This window comes from Methylobacterium indicum, from assembly GCF_017347565.1.
In the GTDB taxonomy this organism is placed as follows: Bacteria; Pseudomonadota; Alphaproteobacteria; order Rhizobiales; family Beijerinckiaceae; genus Methylobacterium; species Methylobacterium indicum.
The window spans coordinates 5,504,082-5,521,188 of record NZ_AP024145.1 but is presented as its reverse complement, the minus strand read 5'-3'; the positions used below and the strand labels follow the sequence as shown (position 1 = coordinate 5,521,188).

Sequence of the window (17,107 nt, the reverse complement as noted above, 5' to 3'; positions counted from 1 at the left end):
ACCATGCCGACAGGCACCGCCGCGGCGGGAGCGCGGCGATGCCGTATGGTCTCGTCGATCGGTGTCGGGCGGTCGGCACGGGCCCGGCGGCGGGGCCCGTGCCGACCGGTCAGTGGGCGCGGTTCTGGCGGTTCTCGATCAGGTCGTCGACGACGGCCGGCTCGGCCAGCGTCGAGGTGTCGCCGAGCGACGAGAACTCGTTCTCGGCGATCTTGCGCAGGATCCGGCGCATGATCTTGCCCGAACGGGTCTTGGGCAGGCCGGGGGCGAACTGGATCAGGTCGGGCGAGGCGATCGGCCCGATATCCTTGCGCACCCAGGCGACCAGCTCCTTGCGTAAGCCGTCGGACGGCTCCTCGCCCTGCATCAGGGTGACGTAGGCGTAGATGCCCTGGCCCTTGATGTCGTGGGGGTAGCCGACCACCGCGGCCTCGGAGACCTTCGGGTGCGCGACGAGCGAGGATTCGACCTCGGCCGTGCCCATCCGGTGGCCCGAGACGTTGATGACGTCGTCGACCCGGCCGGTGATCCAGTAATAGCCGTCGGCGTCGCGCCGGCAGCCGTCGCCCGAGAAGTAGCGGCCCGGGAAGGTCGAGAAGTAGGTCTGGACGAAGCGCTCGTGGTCGCCCCACACGGTGCGCATCTGGCCGGGCCAGGAATCGTCGATGCAGAGGTTGCCCTCGCAGGCGCCGTCCAGGACCTTGTTGTCGGCGTCGACCACCACCGGCTTGACGCCGAAGAACGGGCGGGTGGCCGAGCCGGGCTTGAGCGGGGTTGCGCCGGGCAAAGGCGTGATCAGGATGCCGCCGGTCTCGGTCTGCCACCAGGTGTCGACGATCGGGCAGCGCTCGTCGCCCACCACCCGGTAGTACCACTCCCAGGCCTCGGGGTTGATCGGCTCGCCGACCGAGCCGAGCACCCGCAGGGACTGCCGCGAGGTCGCCTTCACCGGCTCCTCGCCGGCGCCCATCAGCGAGCGGATCGCGGTCGGGGCGGTGTAGAAGATGTTGACCTTGTGCTTGTCGACGACCTCCCAGAACCGCGAGATCGACGGATAGGTCGGGATGCCCTCGAACATCAGGGTCGTGGCGCCGTTCGCCAGCGGCCCGTACAGGATGTAGGAGTGGCCGGTGACCCAGCCGACATCGGCGGTGCACCAGTAGATGTCGCCCTCGTGGTAGTCGAAGACGTATTGGTGCGTCATCGACGCGTAGACCAGGTAGCCGCCGGTGGTGTGGACCACGCCCTTCGGCTGGCCGGTCGAGCCCGAGGTGTAGAGCAGGAACAGCGGGTGCTCGGCCTCGACATGGGTGACCGGGCACTCGTCGGTGACCTGGGCGGCCGCCGCGTCGTAGTAGACGTCGCGGACCGGATCCATCTCGACCGCGCCGCCGGTGCGGCGCACGACGATCACGTGGTCGACGCTGTCGGCCGGAAGGCGCTGGATCGCCGCGTCGACATTGGCCTTCAGCGGCACCTTGCGGCCGCCGCGCAGGCCCTCGTCGGCGGTGATGACGAGCTTCGAGTCGCAGCCCTGGATGCGGCCGGCGAGCGAATCCGGCGAGAAGCCGCCGAACACCACCGAGTGGATCGCGCCGAGCCGGGCGCAGGCCAGCATCGCGAAGGCCGCCTCGGGGATCATCGGCAGGTAGATGGTGACCCGGTCGCCCTTCGACACGCCACGGTTGCGCAGGACGTTCGCCATCCGGCACACTTCCGCGTGCAGCTCGCGGTAGGTGATGTGGCGCGATTCCGACGGATCGTCGCCCTCCCAGATGATCGCCACCTGGTCGCCGCGGGTCTCGAGATGCCGGTCGATGCAGTTATGGGCGGCGTTGGTCACGCCGTCGGAGAACCACTGGATCGAGACGTCGCCGGGGCCGAAGGTCGTCTCCTTGACCTTGGTGTAGGGCGTGAACCAGTCGATCCGCTTGCCGTGCTCGCGCCAGAACGCCTCGGGGTCCCCGATCGAGGATTGGTACCAGGCCTGGTACTTCGCCTCGTCGATATGCGCCCGTGCGCGCGCATCCTGGCTGACCTCGACGACCCGCTGGCTCATGGCGCTTCTCCCCTGCCTCTGCCGCCCGGTCACGGCGCAGGTCCCGGGCTGGTTGCGGTCGGTTTAGGCGTCGGCTCGCGGCGCCCGCAACCGATCATTCCGTCTAATGCACCTTGGATTAATGCGCCCGGCGAAGGGCACGGCGCCGGAGCGGCCTACTCGGTGCAGCCGGTGCAGATCTCGGTCTCGATCTTGCGGCCGATCTCGCGGTCGCGCGCCTGCAGATCCGGGGTCAGGCCGGCATCGGGCCCGAGCGCCGCGCCCGGCGGCTTCGTCTGGCCGACACCGGTGGTTGTACGGGCGGCGGTCCCGAGCGAGCCGGTGACGGACGGGTCCCCCGCTCCGGGATTCCCCGTCTGCGGCCCGGCCTGGGCGAGGAGCGGCGCGGGGGCGAGGGCGATCGCCACGAGGGCGGCGAGACGAAGCGTCGAACGCATGCGGGGCCTCCTTCGTTGTCGGGATGCATTCGGGGCCTGCCCCGAAGCATCGCGATAGGACAACGTCACGGCCCGGTGGGAGTTTCACCCTCGACGTGCCGTCCCAAACCTCGTCTCTCAGTACGGCACCCGGTCGGCCTTGGCCTCGTAACGCTCCCAGACCTCGATCGCCTCGGCCCTCATGATCTGGCGTATCGGGATCTTGCGCTCGCCCGCGGGCTTGCGGATCTCCTCGTAGATCATGCTGTCGTCGAAGTTGCCGTGCTTGAGGGCGTCCTCGTTGGTCGAGGCGTAGAAGATCCGCGAGATGCCGGCCCAGTAGGCGGCGGCCATGCACATCGGGCAGGGTTCGGCCGAGGTATAGAGCGTGGCGCCGTGCAGCTTGAAGTTGCCTTCCTTGCGGCAGGCGTCGCGGATCGCCGCCATCTCGGCGTGCCAGGTCGGGTCGTTCTCGGCGACGACCCGGTTGGCGCCCTCGCCGACGATCTGCCCGTCGCGCACGATCACCGCGCCGAAGGCGCCGCCGGCGCTCTCGACGAGGGAAGTGTGCTCCGACAGGGCGATGGCCCGCGCCATGAAGGTTTCGTCGTCGGTCATCGGGGCTCCTCGCGGCCAGGCCTTACGGTTACCCGGGGGAGCATGGCGCCGCCTGCCGGAAAGGCAAGCGGGGAGAGGGGGGCGCGAAACCGGCCGCCCCGCCTCAATAGGTCCAGCGCTGCGCCTTCGCGACGAGGAAGTCCCGGAACGCCTGGACGCGGGCGACCGTGCGCATCTCCTCGGCGTAGACGAGGTAGCTCTCGAGGTTGGGCATCTCGTAGTCGCGCAGGACCTGGACCAGTTGCTCGTTCCCGTCCGCCACGTAGTCCGGCAGGATACCGATGCCGGCGCCGGTCTCGACCGCGAGCTGGAGCGCCGAGATGTTGTTGACCGTGAAGTGGATCGTGCGGTGCTCGCGGCCCTCGCGCCCGACGGTGGCGAGCCAGTGGGTCGCCATCAGGTAGGAGGGCTGGTCGCCGCCGAACGAGACCAGGCGGTGCTTGTCGAGGTCTTCGATCGTCTTCGGCTCGCCGAAGCGCTTGATGTATTCGAGCGAGGCGAAGACGTGGTAATGCACGGTGAACAGCCGGCGCTGGATCAGGTCCGGCTGGGCCGGGCGGCGGAGCCGAATGGCCACGTCGGCCTCGCGCATGGCGAGGTCGAGCTCCTCGTTGGTCAGGATCAGCTCGACGCGCACGTCCGGGTGCAGATCGAGGAACTCCGCCACCCGCTGCGACAGCCAGGCGGTGCCGAGGCCCACCGTCGTCGTCACCTTGAGGTCGCCGGACGGACGCTCGCTGGTCTCGACGAGGCGCGCGCGCGTCGTCTCCAGCCGCATCTTCATGTCCCGGGCGGCCCGGAACAGGAGGTCGCCCTGCTCGGTCAGGATCAGCCCGCGGGCATGGCGATGGAAGAGCGGCGCCTTCAGCTCGCGCTCCAGCGCGCTGATCTGGCGGCTGACGGCCGACTGGCTGAGGCCGATGTCGTCGCCCGCCTTGGTGAAGCTGCCCGCCTCGGCGACGTTGAGGAAAATCCGGATCTTGTCCCAGTCCACGGCCGTCAACCCCTCGCCAGAGCCCCGGCCGGCTCGAGACAAGCCGGCGAGGCCAGAGCGAACGCCACAAGGCCGGAACCGGGGCTCATCCCCGGCCCCGGTCACATTCTGCTACTCGGCCGCCGCCTTGCGCGGCTCTTCGCCGATCGCGAGGTTCGCCAGGTACTTCTCCGCCTCGAGGGCCGCCATGCAGCCCATGCCAGCGGCGGTGATCGCCTGCCGGTAGACGTCGTCGGTCACGTCGCCCGCCGCGAACACGCCGGGGATCGCCGTCATGGCGGTGCCGGGCGTCACTTCGAGGTAGCCGCCGGCCCGGAAGGGCAGCTGGCCTTCGAACACGCCGGTCGCCGGCTGGTGGCCGATGGCGATGAACACGCCGTCGGCCTTGCGCTCGGTGATCGCGCCGGTGACCGTGTCGCGCAGGCGCAGATGCGTGACCGAGGGGGCCGGCTTGTCGCGCCCGCAGATCTCCTCCACCGCGTGGTTCCACACCACCTCGACGTTCGGGTGCTTGAACAGGCGCTCCTGCAGGATGCGCTCGGCCCGGAAGCTGTCGCGGCGGTGGACCACCGTGACCTTGGAGGCGAGGTTCGCGAGGTAGAGCGCCTCCTCGACCGCGGTGTTGCCGCCGCCGACGACCACGACCTCCTTGTTGCGGAAGAAGAAGCCGTCGCAGGTGGCGCAGGCCGAGACGCCGAAGCCCTGGAACTTCGCCTCGGAGGGCAGGCCGAGCCACTTGGCCTGGGCGCCGGTGGCGATGATCAGCGCGTCGCAGGTGAAGACCGCGCCGGAATCGGCCTCGAGCCGGAACGGCCTCTGCGCGAGATCGACCTTGGCGATGTATTCCGAGACGATGCGGGTGCCGACATGCTCGGCCTGGGAGCGCATCTGCTCCATCAGCCACGGGCCCTGGATCGCCTCGGCGAAGCCGGGATAGTTTTCGACGTCGGTGGTGATCATCAGCTGGCCGCCGGGCTGGAAGCCCGAGATCAGCAGCGGCTCGACCATGGCACGGGCGGCGTAGATCGCGGCGGTGTATCCGGCCGGGCCGGAACCGATGATCACGAGCTTCTCGTGCTGGGGAGCCTGCGGGGTCGTCGACATAGGAATCTCCGGGGCTGCCGCCGGCCGGGTTCTAGGGAACCCCTGGGCGGGCGAGCGCGTGGCGATGCCCCATATAGGCATTCGCCACAGCCTGCGCGATCGCGAGTGTCATGTCTAAGGGTTTGGGGCGCAACGCTTCAACCCGTCCGTCGAAGGCATGCACAGTTCCGTGCCGTTTCAGGTCCTCGAACAGCGTGCGATGGCGGGGGTAGACGTTCGCCGGCTCGAACAGCCGCACCGGAACACCGGCGGCGCAGGCCTCGACGACCATGTTGGCCGAATCGCCCGTCGCCACGATCGTGTCGGCGAGTGCCAGCATCGCGAGGTAGGGATTCCCGCCGCTGCCGTCCCAGGCGAACCCGCCGCGGCGCCGCACGAGATCGGCGAGGGCCGCGCGCAAGGCCGCGGGCGTGCGCCGCGAGGCGGTGATCATCAGGCTCGCACCCTCCGACAGGCGCTCCAGCCCGTCGAGCAGGCGCGCCGCATCCGCCTCCGAGAAGTGCCCGTGCCGGCTGTCGCCGCCGACCAGCACGGCGATGCGGGGCGAGGGGAGGGCGGACAGGCGCGGATCGGGATGGGCGCGCGCCGCGGCGAGACGGGCGGGCGAGACCGGGTGGGGACCGGCCTCGGTCACGATGACGTTGGCGCCCCGGAGCCGGTCATGGGTCGGAACCCAGATCAGGTCGGCGGCCCGCGTCCCGATGCGCGGATCGCGCAGGAACACCGTGAAGGTCTCGTTCCCGGAACGGCGCTTGATGGCACGCAACGCCGGCACCGCGCGCCGGCCGGTCGCGATGGCGAGGTCCGGCCAGGGCGGGGCGAGCGCCCGCTCGCGCGGATCGGCCGGGCCCCGGGGCGCGAGCCAGGAGAAGGGCGGGCGCGGCGCGATGCGCCGCTCCTCGGCACAGGGCCCCAGCGCCTGCGCGAGGCCGCGGCAGGGCGCGAGGTCGCCGACCTTGCCGTCGGTCACGAGCCAGACCGTCGTATCGGGCGGCAGAAGATGGCCGGGCAGAAGACCGTCCGGAGGAGAGGAAGCATCCACGATCGTGGCGATGCGGCGGAGGGCCAAGCGCTGTCAAGCCGGAGCGGCAGAGATCCGCCGGCAACCGGCCGATTGCGCCGCGCTCCGCCGATGCTCTACGAGGGCCGTCATGGCACCCGTCGTACGCTTCGCTCCCTCGCCCACCGGCTTCCTGCATATCGGCAATGCCCGGCCGGCCCTGTTCAACGCCCTGTTCGCCCGCCGGGCGGGCGGCCGGTTCTGGCTGCGCCTCGACGATACCGACACGGCGCGCTCGACGGCCGAATTCGCCGCGGCGATCGAGGAGGATCTGGGCTGGCTCGGCATCGTCCCGGACGGCATGTTTCGCCAGTCGGAGCGCCTCGCGATCTACGACGCGGCCGCCGAGCGCCTGAAGGCGGCCGGCCGGCTCTACCCGGCCTACGAGACCGCCGAGGAGCTGGATCGCCGGCGCAAGCGCCAGCTCGGCCGCGGCCTGCCGCCGGTCTACGACCGCGCCGCCCTGAAGCTCAGCCCTGAGGAGCGGGCCGCCTTCGAGGCCGAGGGACGCCGGCCGCATTGGCGCTTCCGCCTCGATCCCGGCACCGTGACCTGGGACGACCTCGTGCGCGGCCCCTGCCACGTCGAGGCCGACAGCCTGTCCGACCCGGTGCTGATCCGCGAGGACGGCAGCTACCTCTACACGCTGCCCTCCGTGGTGGACGACGCCGAGACCGGCGTGACCCACGTCATCCGGGGCGAGGACCACGTCACCAACACGGCGGTCCAGATCCAGATCTTTTCCGCCCTCGGCGCGCCGGTCCCGGTCTTCGCCCACCACAACCTCCTCACCACGGCGAGCGGCGAGGGGCTGTCGAAGCGCCTCGGCCACCTCTCCCTGCGGGGCCTGCACGACGCCGGCTACGAGCCGATGGCGGTGGCGGCGCTCGCCGTCCTCACCGGCTCGGCCGAGGCGGTGCGGCCGGTCTCCGACCTCGACGAGCTCGCCGCCCTGGTCGACCTCGCCCACGTCTCGCGCGCACCGGCGAAGTTCGACGAGCACGAGCTCGACGGTCTCAACGCCCGCGTGGTCCACGGCCTGCCCTCCGCCGCGGTGGCCGGTCGCCTCGCCGCCCTCGGGGTCGCGCCCGAGCGGGCCGAGGCGTTCTGGGAGGTCGTGAAGGCGAACCTGACCCGCGTGTCGGACGCCGCGGACTGGTGGCGGGTGGTCGAGGGGCCGGTGACGCCGGTGATCGGCGAGACCCCGGACCTCTTCGCCGTCGCCCGCGAGGCCCTGCCGCCGGAGCCCTGGGACGCCACGACGTGGAAGCGGGTGACGGAGACGGTGCGCAACGCCACCGGCCTCAAGGGCAAGGCTCTGTTCCTGCCCCTGCGCCTCGCGCTCACCGGCCTCGACCACGGTCCGGACCTCGCCGGCCTGCTGCCGCTGATCGGGCGGGAGCGGGCCTATGCGCGGCTGAGCGGCGAGACGGCCTGACCGAGATCAGGCCACCACCGGCCACGGCCGGAGCGCGGGCCGGATCCGCTCGAAGGCGCGGGCGAGCCGCAGCACCCCGACATCGTCGAAACGCCGGCCGGCAATCTGCAGGCCGACCGGCAGTCCGTCCGGCGTGAAGCCCGCCGGGACCGAGATCGCCGGCTGCTCCGACATGTTGAACGGCACCGTGTAGGCGATGTGGTGCATCGCCCGGGCGGGGTCGTTGGTCGGCGAGGCGTGCTCGGCCGGGAAGGCCGGGTTCGGCGAGACCGGACCGATCAGGAAATCGAACGGCCGGATCGCCGCGAGCGCGGCATCGCGCATCGCCGCCATCTGGGCCATGCCGTGGAAGACCGCCGCGCCGCTCAAGGCCCGGCCGCCCGCCGCCCAATCGCGGATGAAGGGCAGGACGCGGGCGCGCCGCGCCTCGTCCAGCGCTTCGATGTCGAGGGAGGCGCGCTGGCGCCAGAACCGGTCGAGCCCGTCCAGCATCTCCTGCGTCAGGAAGGCGGGTACCGGCTCGACGATGGCGCCGGCCTGCTCCAGGAGGGCGACCGCCGCCTCGATCACCGCGCGGTTGCCCGGATCGAGCGGCAGGCCGGCGCCCGCCTCCATCACGAGGCCGAGGCGCAGGCCCTTCAGGTCGATGCCGTCGAGGTCGAGCCAGGGCAGGTCGGCGGGGGGCAGGCCGGTCGGATCGCGGTCGTCCGGGCGGCTGACCGAGCGCATCGTCAGCGCCGCGTCGGCGACGCTGCGGGTGAGGGGGCCGGCGCAGCGGCCGTAGAAGGCGTTGTCGATGGGAACGCGACCGTGGCTGGGCTTGTGGCCGACGACACCGCACCAGGAGGCGGGCAGCCGGATCGAGCCGCCGATATCGGTGCCGAGATGGATCGGCCCGTAGCCCGCGGCCGCCGCCGCGCCCGAGCCGGCCGAGGAGCCGCCCGGGCCCCTGGCGAGGTCCCAGGGGTTGCGGGTGAGGGGGTGGAAGCTCGACAGCCCGGAGGACAGCATGCCGTAATCCGGCATCGTCGTGGAGGCGAGGATCACCGCACCGTCCTCGCGCAGGCGGGCGGTGGCCGGCGCGTCGGCCGGGCTCGGGGGCGCGTCGTCCCGGGCGGCGGTGCCGAGCGGCATCGGTACGCCCTTGATGGCGATGTTCTCCTTGATGGTGACCGGCACCCCGTCGAGGGGCAGGGCCTCGCCCTTCATCCAGCGCGCCTCGGAGGCCCGGGCGGATGCGAGCGCGGCCTCCGGCGCGAAGGCGTAGAGCGCGTGAAGGTGCGGCTCCTGCGCCTCGGCCCGGGCGATCACCGCCTGCGTCACCGCGACCGGCGAGACGGTGCGGCGTGCATAGAGGGCGAGAAGCTCCGTCGCCGTGAGATCGGCGAGGGTCGCGGACTGTGTCGGATGGTTCATCGTGTCAGCGCGCCTCTGGCGTCTTGTCGGGCCGCCCGGCGAGGGCGACGTAGAAGCCGAGCCCGTCCTGGGACGGCAGGGTCTGCAGGCGCTCGACCCAGCCGCGCCGCTTGGCGTCGAGGAGCTGGCGGCCGACCGGCTGGAACAGGGTCTCGCCGCCGCCCGGCACCGGCCCGTCGAACCGCACCGCCACGGTCTTGCCCTTGGCGAAGCGGCTGCGCTCCAGCATGTCGGCGAGCGAGGCCTCGGCCTGCGCCCGGGGTGCGCCGCGCAGGTCGAGCACCGATTCGGCGTCGGTCACCCCGAGGGAGCCGCGCAGCTTGTTGGCGTAGAATTCGTCGAAATGGGGCAAGGGCGGCTCGGGCGTCAGAGGGGAATGCCATCGTAGAGCGCGGCGACGGGGATCTCCCCGCCGAGATCGGGCAGCGGAATCGTGTCGCCGCGGCCGAGGACGCGCGGGGACCAGTCCGGGCCGTTCCCACGTGACCAGACCTCCACCCGGGCCTCGTCCTGATAGACGATCAGGTAGGCGCGCAAGGTCTGGAGGCCCTGGTAGAACGCCGCCTTGCGACCGCGGTCGTTGTTCATGGTCGAGGGCGACAGCACCTCGGCGACGATCAAGGGATCGCGGGCGTAGCCGTCAGGAAGAAGTGGACCGCAACGGACGACGAGATCGGGGATGGGGGCGTAATCGTCGATGAAATCGTTGCGCAGGCCGAGCCCGGGCAGCGCTCTGCATCCCAGCTTCTCCGCCAGCGTCGCAAGCTGGCGACCCAGGTTCATGACGATTTGCTGATGCCGCTCACCCGGCGGCGCCATCAGCACCGCCTCGCCGTCGAGAAGCTCCCAGCGCTCCTCGTCCGGCCGGTCGCGGATCATTGCGATGAAATCGGCGACCCGCATCCGCGGGGCGCGCCGCAGCGCGAGCGACATGACGACTCCCTGTCACCGGCGCGATGGTAGCACCGGGCGGGAGCGGACGACAGCCCGCGGCGGTGAGGCACCGCGCCCGACCTTCGGGCGCGGTGCCTGGTTTTCAGGCGCTTTAAGCCCCGTGCACCAGCACGTTGCGGAACTGCCAGGGATCGCTCTCGTCGATGTCCTCCGGGAAGAGGCCCGGGCGGCCCGAGAGCGGGGTCCAGTCGGTGTAGACCCCGACCACGGGGCCGAGATACGGCGTCTGGACCTCGAGGCAGCGGCGGAAATCGACCTCGTCGGCCTCGACGATGCCGGCCTCGGGGTTCTCCAGCGCCCAGACCATGCCGGCGAGCACGGCGGAGGTCACCTGGAGGCCGGTGGCGTTCTGGTAGGGCGCGATGCGGCGGGTCTCCTCGATGGAGAGCTGCGAGCCGTACCAGTAGGCGTTCTTGCCGTGGCCGTAGAGCAGCACGCCGAGCTCGTCGATACCGTCGACGATCTCGTTCTCGTCGAGGATGTGGTGCTTCTCCTGCACCTTGCCGGCCTGGCCCCACATCTCGTGCAGCGAGAGCACCGCCTCGTTGCAGGGATGGTAGGCGTAGTGGCAGGTCGGCCGGTAGACCGCCTTCCCGTCCTGGCGCACCGTGTAGTAGTCGGCGATCGAGATCGCCTCGTTATGCGTGACGAGGAAGCCGAACTGCGCCTGCGCGGTCGGGGTCCAGGAACGTACGCGGGTGTCGGCGCCCGGCTGCAGCAGGTAGATCGCCGGGGCGTCGTTGGGCAGGGTGCGGCCGTTCTCCGGCATCCAGGTCTCGTGGGTGCCCCAGCCGAGTTCCGCCGGCTGGTTGCCCTCGGAGACGAAGCCCTCGACCGACCAGGTATTGACGAAGACGCCCTGCGGCTTCTCCGACTTGGCGCGCTGGGTGTCGCGCTCGGCGATGTGGATGCCCTTGACGCCGACCTCGCGCATCAGCGCGGCCCACTCGTCGCGGGTCTTCGGCTCGGGAGTCTCGAGGCCGAGCTCGGACGAGAGGTTGAGGAGCGCCTGCTTGACGAACCACGACACCATGCCGGGATTCGCGCCGCAGCACGACACCGCGGTCGGACCGCCCGGGTTGCGGCGGCGGGCCTCGAGCACCTGCTCGCGGAGCGCGTAGTTGGTGCGGTCGGCAGGACCGGCATTCTTGTCGAAGTAGAAGCCCGGCCACGGCTCGGCGACGGTGTCGATGTAGAGCGCGCCGATCTCGCGGCACAGCTCCATGATGTCCCGCGACGAGGTGTCGACCGAGAGGTTGACGCAGAAGCCCTGGCCGCCGCCCTCGGTGAGGAGGGGAGTCAGGACCTCGCGGTAATTGTCCTTGGTCAGCGCGACCTGCTCGAAGCGCAAGCCGTGCTGGTCGGCAAGTGCCTTGTGGGCGTCCGACGGCTCCACCACCGTGAACCGGGCCTTGTCGTAGGTGAAGTGGCGCTCGATCAGGGGCAGGGTGCCCCGGCCGATCGAGCCGAAGCCGATCATCACGATGGGGCCGCTGATGCGGCCGTGGACGGGCCAGTCGGTCATGGCGCTGAAGGTCTCCGGAATGATGGTCTGCGGTGAGCCCCGCCTGCGGGGGAAGCGCCCCCAGGCCGGTCGGTTCGACTAGCAGGCCAGGATGACGCGCGGGCGACGGGCTGATTGACCTCTCGGCTCCCCGGGGTCAACCCCGGGACGAGCCGCCGGCCCGAAACGCCCACCCGTCACCACCGGGTTAACCTGGCCGTCGAATTCGACATGCCGGAATCGCATGGCGCCGCTGCACCCGCGACGCTTGTGTGCAGCGCGGCAGCGTCCATATTGCGTTGCAACAAGAACACCGGAAACGCCCGCGCGCAATCTCACAGGAGATCCCGATGCTCGCGGTCATCACTCACTCTCTCATCGCCCCCGCCATCGACGAGCGCTCCGACATGGAGCCCGGCATCCTCACCCTCGTGAGCCGCATGGTCCACGCGATCCACGCCGCCAACCAGCGTCGCCTGGAGCGCCAGATCGGCGAGTACGTCGAGGTCAACGGCGGACGCATCACCGACGATCTCGAGCGCCGGATCGGCCAGCACTTCTGCTGATCGCGCCGCCCCGGTTCACCGGGGCACCGCACTCGATGGTCAAGCAAGGCGCCAGGGGCGGCACACGCCCCTCAGGCGCCTTCTTGATGTTGGGGCGCTGCTCGGCTTCGACTGATCGCGCAGCGGGCTCGACGCGAGCTGTCCTCCCCTCGAGACTGCGCACGGGTCCGGGGCAGCCGAGGGCGGGCCCGAACCGCGGAAGCCGAAACCGGATCGCCTTCGGTACCGATGTCAGACGGAAGCTCCCGCGATCACCGCACCGCTCGTGCCCGCCCCCGATCGCGAAGCGCCAAGGCGGTCAGCCACAATGCCAGTATCGCCGTGATCGGCCAGGCGAGGAGCCAGGCGAAAAATCCGAAGAACAGCAGATCGGTTTGCCATCCCGCCGAGGCTTTGGGGTGGCATCGGAAGGACATCTGGGCGGAAACGTCCTGAAATCCTGCCATCTCCTCCGTCAGGGCCGCGCTCAACCGGTACTGGCCGGGAGGAAGAGGAAGCGATGTGCTCACGGCGCGGTAGAAGCCCTCCGCGTCGAACCCGTCGCTCCCGGTATTCTCTGCTTTGCCCCAGGCCACCAGCTGCCCGGCCATGTCGCGGAAGGACCATTGCAACGGAATGTCGATCCCCTCGGCCGTTCCGTATTGCCCGACGAGGCGCCGCATGTCCTCGCGTGCGCGCGTCTTGCTGGACAGACGGAGACGGAGCCTGTGCGGGCAGGACAGGCGGACGAACACGTCCGTCTCGACACGACCGGGAGGCGACAAGGAGAGGGACGCGTCCAGGGGATCGGCTGTGATCCATCGCGACCAGATGCCGAAGGCGACCGCGAAGGCAACGACGACGAAGAGAGCGACCGTCAGCCACCGGTATCGGATGAAGAAGGCGCCCATGATTCCCGCATGTGCTGGGTGTTGCAGGTCGCACGAACCGGCGACGAACCGCGGCCTTTGCACGACCGGGCCCGATATCCGTCCCTCGGCCTCAGCCGCCCTCTTCGAGACGGGGGGCGTCGACGCGAGAACGGTTCGATCAGCACGCGAGCCCGGACAGTTTCTCAATCCCCCACCAGCGCCAGATCGTCCCGGTGCACCATCGCGGCCCGGCCGGGATAGCCCAGCACCGCCTCGATCTCCCGGCTCGACCGGCCGAGGATGCGGGCGGCGTCGTCGCTGTCGTAGGCGACGAGGCCGCGGGCGAGAACGAGGCCGTCGCCCGAGCGGATCGTCACCGCGTCACCGCGGCTGAAGCTGCCCTCGACACGGGTGACTCCGACAGGAAGCAGGCTCGCCCCGCCCTGCAGCGCACGGGCCGCGCCGGCATCGATCGTCAGGGTGCCACGGGGTTCGAGCGAGCCGCCGATCCAGGTCTTGCGCGCCGCGCCCGGCGTCGAGCCGGCGAGGAACCACGAGCAGCGGGCGCCGCCCGCCACCGCCTTGAGGGGATTCTTGCCCCGCCCGTCGGCGATCATCATCTGGGTGCCGCCCTGGATCGCGATCTTGGCCGCCTCGACCTTGGTGCGCATGCCGCCGCGCGAGAGTTCCGAAGCCGGACCGCCGGCCATGGCGTCGATCTCCGGGGTGATCCGGGCGATGACGGGAAGGTGGCGGGCCGTCGGATCGCTCGCGGGCGGGGCGGTATAGAGCCCGTCGATGTCGGAGAACAGCACCAGGAGGTCGGCGCCGATCATCGTGGCGACCCGGGCGGCGAGGCGGTCGTTGTCGCCGTAGCGGATCTCCGAGGTCGCGACCGTGTCGTTCTCGTTGACGACCGGGACCGCACGTTCCTCGAGGAGCTTCAGGGTGGTGGCTCGCGCGTTGAGATAGCGCCGGCGCGATTCCGTGTCCTGCGGCGTCACCAGGATCTGGCCGGCGACGATGCCGTGATGGGCGAGCGCCTCCGACCAGTGGCGGGCCAGCGCGATCTGGCCCACGGCGGCGGCGGCCTGGCTCTCCTCCAGCCGCAGGGGACCGGGGCCGAAGCCCAGCACCGTGCGGCCGAGGGCGATCGAGCCCGAGGACACCACCAGCACGTCGACGCCGCGCCCGTGCAGGTCGGCGATGTCCTCGGCGAGGGCCGCGAGCCAGGCGTGGCGCAGCCGCCCCCGCGCCCGGTCGACGAGGAGCGCCGATCCGACCTTCAGGACGACGCGGCGGAACTGGTCGAGGGTGGGCGTGAAGGGAGGGGTGTCCCGGGGACCGGGCGCGGAGGGCGTGAGCATGGAACCGAACGTCAGGGTGCGGCGGGAATGAGGTCCGTGTGGACGTCGTCGTTCCCCTCGACGAGGAGCGGCAGATCCCGGGCCCGTGCGACCGCGTAAGCCTGCCGCCGCCCCGGTTCAACTGCCCGGATGGCCGAGAATTCGGCCAGCCCGGATAAACCCGTCGCGAGCCGTGATGGACGCTGCGATCGAAACGGTCGCCGGTCCCTCACGCCTCGAGGTCGGCGGCTTCCTGGGCGGCGTCCTGCGCGGCGGCGGCCTCGTTGAGGCCGGGGCGGGGCAGGCGCACCAGGACGATCGTGCCGACGCCTTCCTCGGAGCGGATGCGCAGGCCGCCGCCATGCAGCTCGGCGAGCGAGCGGGCGATGGCGAGGCCGAGGCCGGAGCCCTTGTAGCTGCGGGCGAAGTTCGTCTCGACCTGCTCGAAGGGGTAGCCGAGCTTCGGCAGGGCCGCCTTCGGGATGCCGATGCCGCTATCCTCGACGAAGATGTGGACCGCGTCGATCGCGCGGCGCGTGCGCACCGCGACCCGGCCGGCCTCGGGCGTGAACTTCACGGCGTTCTGCAGCAGGTTGACCAGGATCTGGTGCAGGGCGCGCTCGTCGGCCATCACCAGGGTGTCGGCACTCATCTCGACGCTGACCGTGAGACCCTTGGCGCGGGCCGGCTCGGCGATCAGCTTGAGGGCGCGCTCCAGCGCCTCGCCCACCGCCACCGGCTGCTTGACGAGCTTCACCCGGCGGGCGTCGATCCGCGACATGTCGAGGATGTCGTCGATGACCGAGAGCAGGTAATGCCCGCTCGACCGGATGTCGCGGCAATATTCGCGGTACTTCTCGGAGCCGAGCGCCCCGAAGACCTCGCCCTCCATCACCTCGGCGAAGCCCAGGATGGCGTTCAGCGGGGTGCGCAGCTCGTGGCTCATATTGGCCAGGAACTCGGACTTGGAGCGGTTGGCGCTCTCGGCCTGGGCCTTCTGGTCGAGGTAGCGCTCGGCGAGGTCGGCGAGCTGCTGGGTCTGGATCTCGAGGGTGCGGCGCGAGCGCTTGAGGTCGGCGATGGTGGCGATGAGCTGGCGCTCGGATTCCACGAGGCGCTCCTGGTGCCGTTTCAGCGCCGTGATGTCGGTGCCGACCGAGACGTAGCCGCCATCCTTGGTGCGGCGCTCGCTGATCTGCAGCCAGCGGCCGTCCGCGAGCTCGGCCTCGAAGGTGCGGGCGCCGGCCTCCGGGAACTCGCCGGCGGGAATCTCGCGCCGCACGGTCGGCAGGGCGGCGCGCCCCATGATGGCGTCGTAGCGGCGCCCGGGCTGCGCCTCGTCGGCGGTGAGGGCATGCAGGCGCCGGAACTTCGAGTTGCACAGGACCAGGCGGTTCTGCGCGTCCCAGAGCACGAAGGCCTCCGACACCGCTTCGACGGCGTCGCGCAGGCGCATGTCGGCGGTGGCGGTCGATTCGGCCAGCCGGCGCTGCTCCGAGATGTCGATGACGATGCCGACGAGGTGGCGGCCGTTATCCTCCAGATCCTGGACGATCTCGGCCCGGGCCTTGAGCCAGACCCAGTCGCCGCCGGCGGCGCGGATGCGGAACTCGTGGTCGACGGTGGTGTCGCGGGCCGCCAGCTGGCGCGCGAGGCCGTAGAGGTCGGTGTCGTCCGGGTGGACCAGGGCGTTGACGTCGCCGAAGGAGAGGAATTCCTGCTCCCGGACGTAACCGAGGAGCTGGTACATCGAATCCGACCAGTAGATCCGGCCGCGCGGGATGTCCCAGTCCCACAGGCCGCAGCGCCCGCGGCCGAGCGCCGTGTCGAGACGCTGGCGCACCTGCTCGCAGACCCGGTCGACGGCCCGGGCCCGGTCGGCCTGGAGCGCGTAGGCGAGGCCGGTGCAGACCACCACCAGGGCCACCGCGCCGACCAGCACCGCCGCGGTCCGCGCCCGGGTGCTCCAGATCGCCGTCACCGAATCGAGGGTCTGGACCACCGCGACCTGCGCGACCCCGCTGCCCCCCGTCACCGTCCGCACGGTGGCGAGCGCCCGCTCGCCGTTGCCGAGCACCACCGGGAGCACGCCGGCGCGCTCGCCCATGATGCCGAGGACCTGAACCTCGCCGACGAGTTCGGCGAAGCCGCGGGGCAGGCCCGGGCGCTCCGGCATGGCGGCCAGGATCGCGTCATCGGCGCCGATCAGCAGCACGGTCCGGCCGGGTGGCAGGCTGCCGACGGGCAGGAGACGCACCAGCCGCTCGCGCAGGACGGCCGGCGTCACGGCTTCCGCAAGCCCGGGCATCGGCGCGGGCCGGGCCAGCGCGGTCGGCAGCGTCCCGGCCAGCAGGCGGGCCACGAGGTCGATCTCGCGCCGCGCATCGCCCACCACCTCCTCGCGGTGACCGGTGAGCTGCAGGGCGGTGACGGTGGCGAGGCAGATCAGGAAGGCCGCCAGCATCGCCGGAACGGCGAAGCGGAGCCAGGATTCGGCATGGGCGAGCCGCTGGTGCGCCGTCTTCGAAGACCGGCTGATCCCGAGGATCGTCGCGGCACGCTCCGAGAAGGGGGCGGGATCCGCCTCCAGCATACCCAAACCCCCAACGGAACAGAAAGACAGATGCCGCGGAGGTTTCCAGCAGGCCCCCGAATCGAGGCTCAATCTGGCATTTCCACAAGCATTTTGTCCAGCGTCTCGCGTCGTGGAAATGAAGTGTTAACCACTGAGCCCGACCCCCACCGGACGGACGGGATGCGCGATTCTACCTGTCGTAACAG

Annotated in this window: 15 protein-coding genes; 2 read left to right on the top strand and 13 right to left on the bottom strand. The window is 70.9% G+C overall.

All coding sequences use genetic code 11. The features are described 5' to 3' along the window. Positions 1–109: 109 nt before the first annotated feature. From acs to miv_RS25605, 6 genes are all read right to left on the bottom strand, one after another. Positions 110–2,059, bottom strand: a complete 1,950-nt coding sequence (acs, locus tag miv_RS25630; RefSeq protein ID WP_207179648.1) for an acetate--CoA ligase — start codon at positions 2,057–2,059, stop codon at positions 110–112. Between the two features lie 155 nt (positions 2,060–2,214). Continuing rightward, entirely contained in the window at positions 2,215–2,496 is a 282-nt protein-coding gene (locus tag miv_RS25625) for a hypothetical protein (protein ID WP_207179647.1), read from the bottom strand. A gap of 117 nt (positions 2,497–2,613) precedes the next feature. Next, a complete protein-coding gene (locus tag miv_RS25620) occupies positions 2,614–3,093 on the bottom strand; it encodes a nucleoside deaminase (RefSeq protein WP_058619126.1) in 480 nt (159 codons plus the stop codon). Between the two features lie 103 nt (positions 3,094–3,196). Further along, the gene (locus tag miv_RS25615; protein ID WP_048428304.1) at positions 3,197–4,087 is read right to left on the bottom strand and encodes a LysR family transcriptional regulator; all 891 of its coding nucleotides are present in this window, start codon (positions 4,085–4,087) and stop codon (positions 3,197–3,199) included. Between the two features lie 111 nt (positions 4,088–4,198). Further along, positions 4,199–5,191, bottom strand: coding sequence for a thioredoxin-disulfide reductase (gene trxB, locus miv_RS25610; RefSeq protein ID WP_048428303.1), 993 nt, complete (start codon positions 5,189–5,191; stop codon positions 4,199–4,201). A 31-nt stretch (positions 5,192–5,222) separates the two neighbouring features. After that, the gene (locus miv_RS25605) at positions 5,223–6,260 is read right to left on the bottom strand and encodes a mitochondrial fission ELM1 family protein (RefSeq protein ID WP_244748705.1); all 1,038 of its coding nucleotides are present in this window, start codon (positions 6,258–6,260) and stop codon (positions 5,223–5,225) included. Between the two features lie 82 nt (positions 6,261–6,342). Between miv_RS25605 and gltX the strand changes: the two genes are divergently transcribed. Next, positions 6,343–7,689 (top strand): glutamate--tRNA ligase, encoded by a 1,347-nt coding sequence (gltX, locus tag miv_RS25600; protein ID WP_207179646.1) that lies wholly within the window; start codon positions 6,343–6,345, stop codon positions 7,687–7,689. Positions 7,690–7,695: 6 nt separating this feature from the next. Here gltX and miv_RS25595 read toward each other — a convergent pair whose 3' ends face one another. The 4 genes from miv_RS25595 to miv_RS25580 all read right to left on the bottom strand — a co-directional run bounded on the left by miv_RS25595 (position 7,696) and on the right by miv_RS25580 (position 11,584). Continuing rightward, on the bottom strand, positions 7,696–9,105 hold the full coding sequence (locus miv_RS25595; protein ID WP_207179645.1) for an amidase: 1,410 nt from the start codon (positions 9,103–9,105) through the stop codon (positions 7,696–7,698). Between the two features lie 4 nt (positions 9,106–9,109). After that, positions 9,110–9,457 carry a hypothetical protein gene (locus miv_RS25590; RefSeq protein WP_048428300.1) on the bottom strand — a complete coding sequence of 116 codons (348 nt, stop codon included), beginning with the start codon at positions 9,455–9,457 and terminating at the stop codon, positions 9,110–9,112. A gap of 14 nt (positions 9,458–9,471) precedes the next feature. Beyond that, the gene (locus miv_RS25585; protein ID WP_207179643.1) at positions 9,472–10,038 is read right to left on the bottom strand and encodes a Uma2 family endonuclease; all 567 of its coding nucleotides are present in this window, start codon (positions 10,036–10,038) and stop codon (positions 9,472–9,474) included. Between the two features lie 112 nt (positions 10,039–10,150). Beyond that, positions 10,151–11,584: a homospermidine synthase gene (locus tag miv_RS25580; protein ID WP_048428298.1), complete on the bottom strand. Its 1,434-nt coding sequence runs from the start codon at positions 11,582–11,584 to the stop codon at positions 10,151–10,153. Positions 11,585–11,913: 329 nt separating this feature from the next. On the opposite strand from miv_RS25580, the gene miv_RS25575 reads away from it, so the two are divergent. Next, a complete protein-coding gene (locus miv_RS25575; RefSeq protein WP_048428297.1) occupies positions 11,914–12,129 on the top strand; it encodes a hypothetical protein in 216 nt (71 codons plus the stop codon). Between the two features lie 251 nt (positions 12,130–12,380). Here miv_RS25575 and miv_RS25570 read toward each other — a convergent pair whose 3' ends face one another. From miv_RS25570 to miv_RS25560, 3 genes are all read right to left on the bottom strand, one after another. Then, positions 12,381–13,019, bottom strand: coding sequence for a hypothetical protein (locus miv_RS25570; RefSeq protein WP_207179641.1), 639 nt, complete (start codon positions 13,017–13,019; stop codon positions 12,381–12,383). Between the two features lie 164 nt (positions 13,020–13,183). Beyond that, a complete protein-coding gene (proB, locus tag miv_RS25565; protein WP_207179639.1) occupies positions 13,184–14,347 on the bottom strand; it encodes a glutamate 5-kinase in 1,164 nt (387 codons plus the stop codon). Between the two features lie 208 nt (positions 14,348–14,555). After that, complete coding sequence (locus miv_RS25560; RefSeq protein WP_207179637.1) at positions 14,556–16,919, bottom strand: PAS domain-containing sensor histidine kinase; 2,364 nt, start codon at positions 16,917–16,919, stop codon at positions 14,556–14,558. Positions 16,920–17,107: the final 188 nt, after the last annotated feature.

What these genes read in the sequence shown, in the direction of transcription:
- acs (WP_207179648.1), bottom strand. Translation starts at nt 2,059, where the DNA reads ATGAGCCAGCGGGTCGTCGAGGTCAGCCAGGATGCGCGCGCACGGGCG.
- miv_RS25625 (WP_207179647.1), bottom strand. Translation starts at nt 2,496, where the DNA reads ATGCGTTCGACGCTTCGTCTCGCCGCCCTCGTGGCGATCGCCCTCGCC.
- miv_RS25620 (WP_058619126.1), bottom strand. Translation starts at nt 3,093, where the DNA reads ATGACCGACGACGAAACCTTCATGGCGCGGGCCATCGCCCTGTCGGAG.
- trxB (WP_048428303.1), bottom strand. Translation starts at nt 5,191, where the DNA reads ATGTCGACGACCCCGCAGGCTCCCCAGCACGAGAAGCTCGTGATCATC.
- gltX (WP_207179646.1), top strand. Translation starts at nt 6,343, where the DNA reads ATGGCACCCGTCGTACGCTTCGCTCCCTCGCCCACCGGCTTCCTGCAT.
- miv_RS25595 (WP_207179645.1), bottom strand. Translation starts at nt 9,105, where the DNA reads ATGAACCATCCGACACAGTCCGCGACCCTCGCCGATCTCACGGCGACG.
- miv_RS25585 (WP_207179643.1), bottom strand. Translation starts at nt 10,038, where the DNA reads ATGTCGCTCGCGCTGCGGCGCGCCCCGCGGATGCGGGTCGCCGATTTC.
- miv_RS25580 (WP_048428298.1), bottom strand. Translation starts at nt 11,584, where the DNA reads ATGACCGACTGGCCCGTCCACGGCCGCATCAGCGGCCCCATCGTGATG.
- miv_RS25575 (WP_048428297.1), top strand. Translation starts at nt 11,914, where the DNA reads ATGCTCGCGGTCATCACTCACTCTCTCATCGCCCCCGCCATCGACGAG.
- miv_RS25570 (WP_207179641.1), bottom strand. Translation starts at nt 13,019, where the DNA reads ATGGGCGCCTTCTTCATCCGATACCGGTGGCTGACGGTCGCTCTCTTC.
- proB (WP_207179639.1), bottom strand. Translation starts at nt 14,347, where the DNA reads ATGCTCACGCCCTCCGCGCCCGGTCCCCGGGACACCCCTCCCTTCACG.
- miv_RS25560 (WP_207179637.1), bottom strand. Translation starts at nt 16,919, where the DNA reads ATGCTGGAGGCGGATCCCGCCCCCTTCTCGGAGCGTGCCGCGACGATC.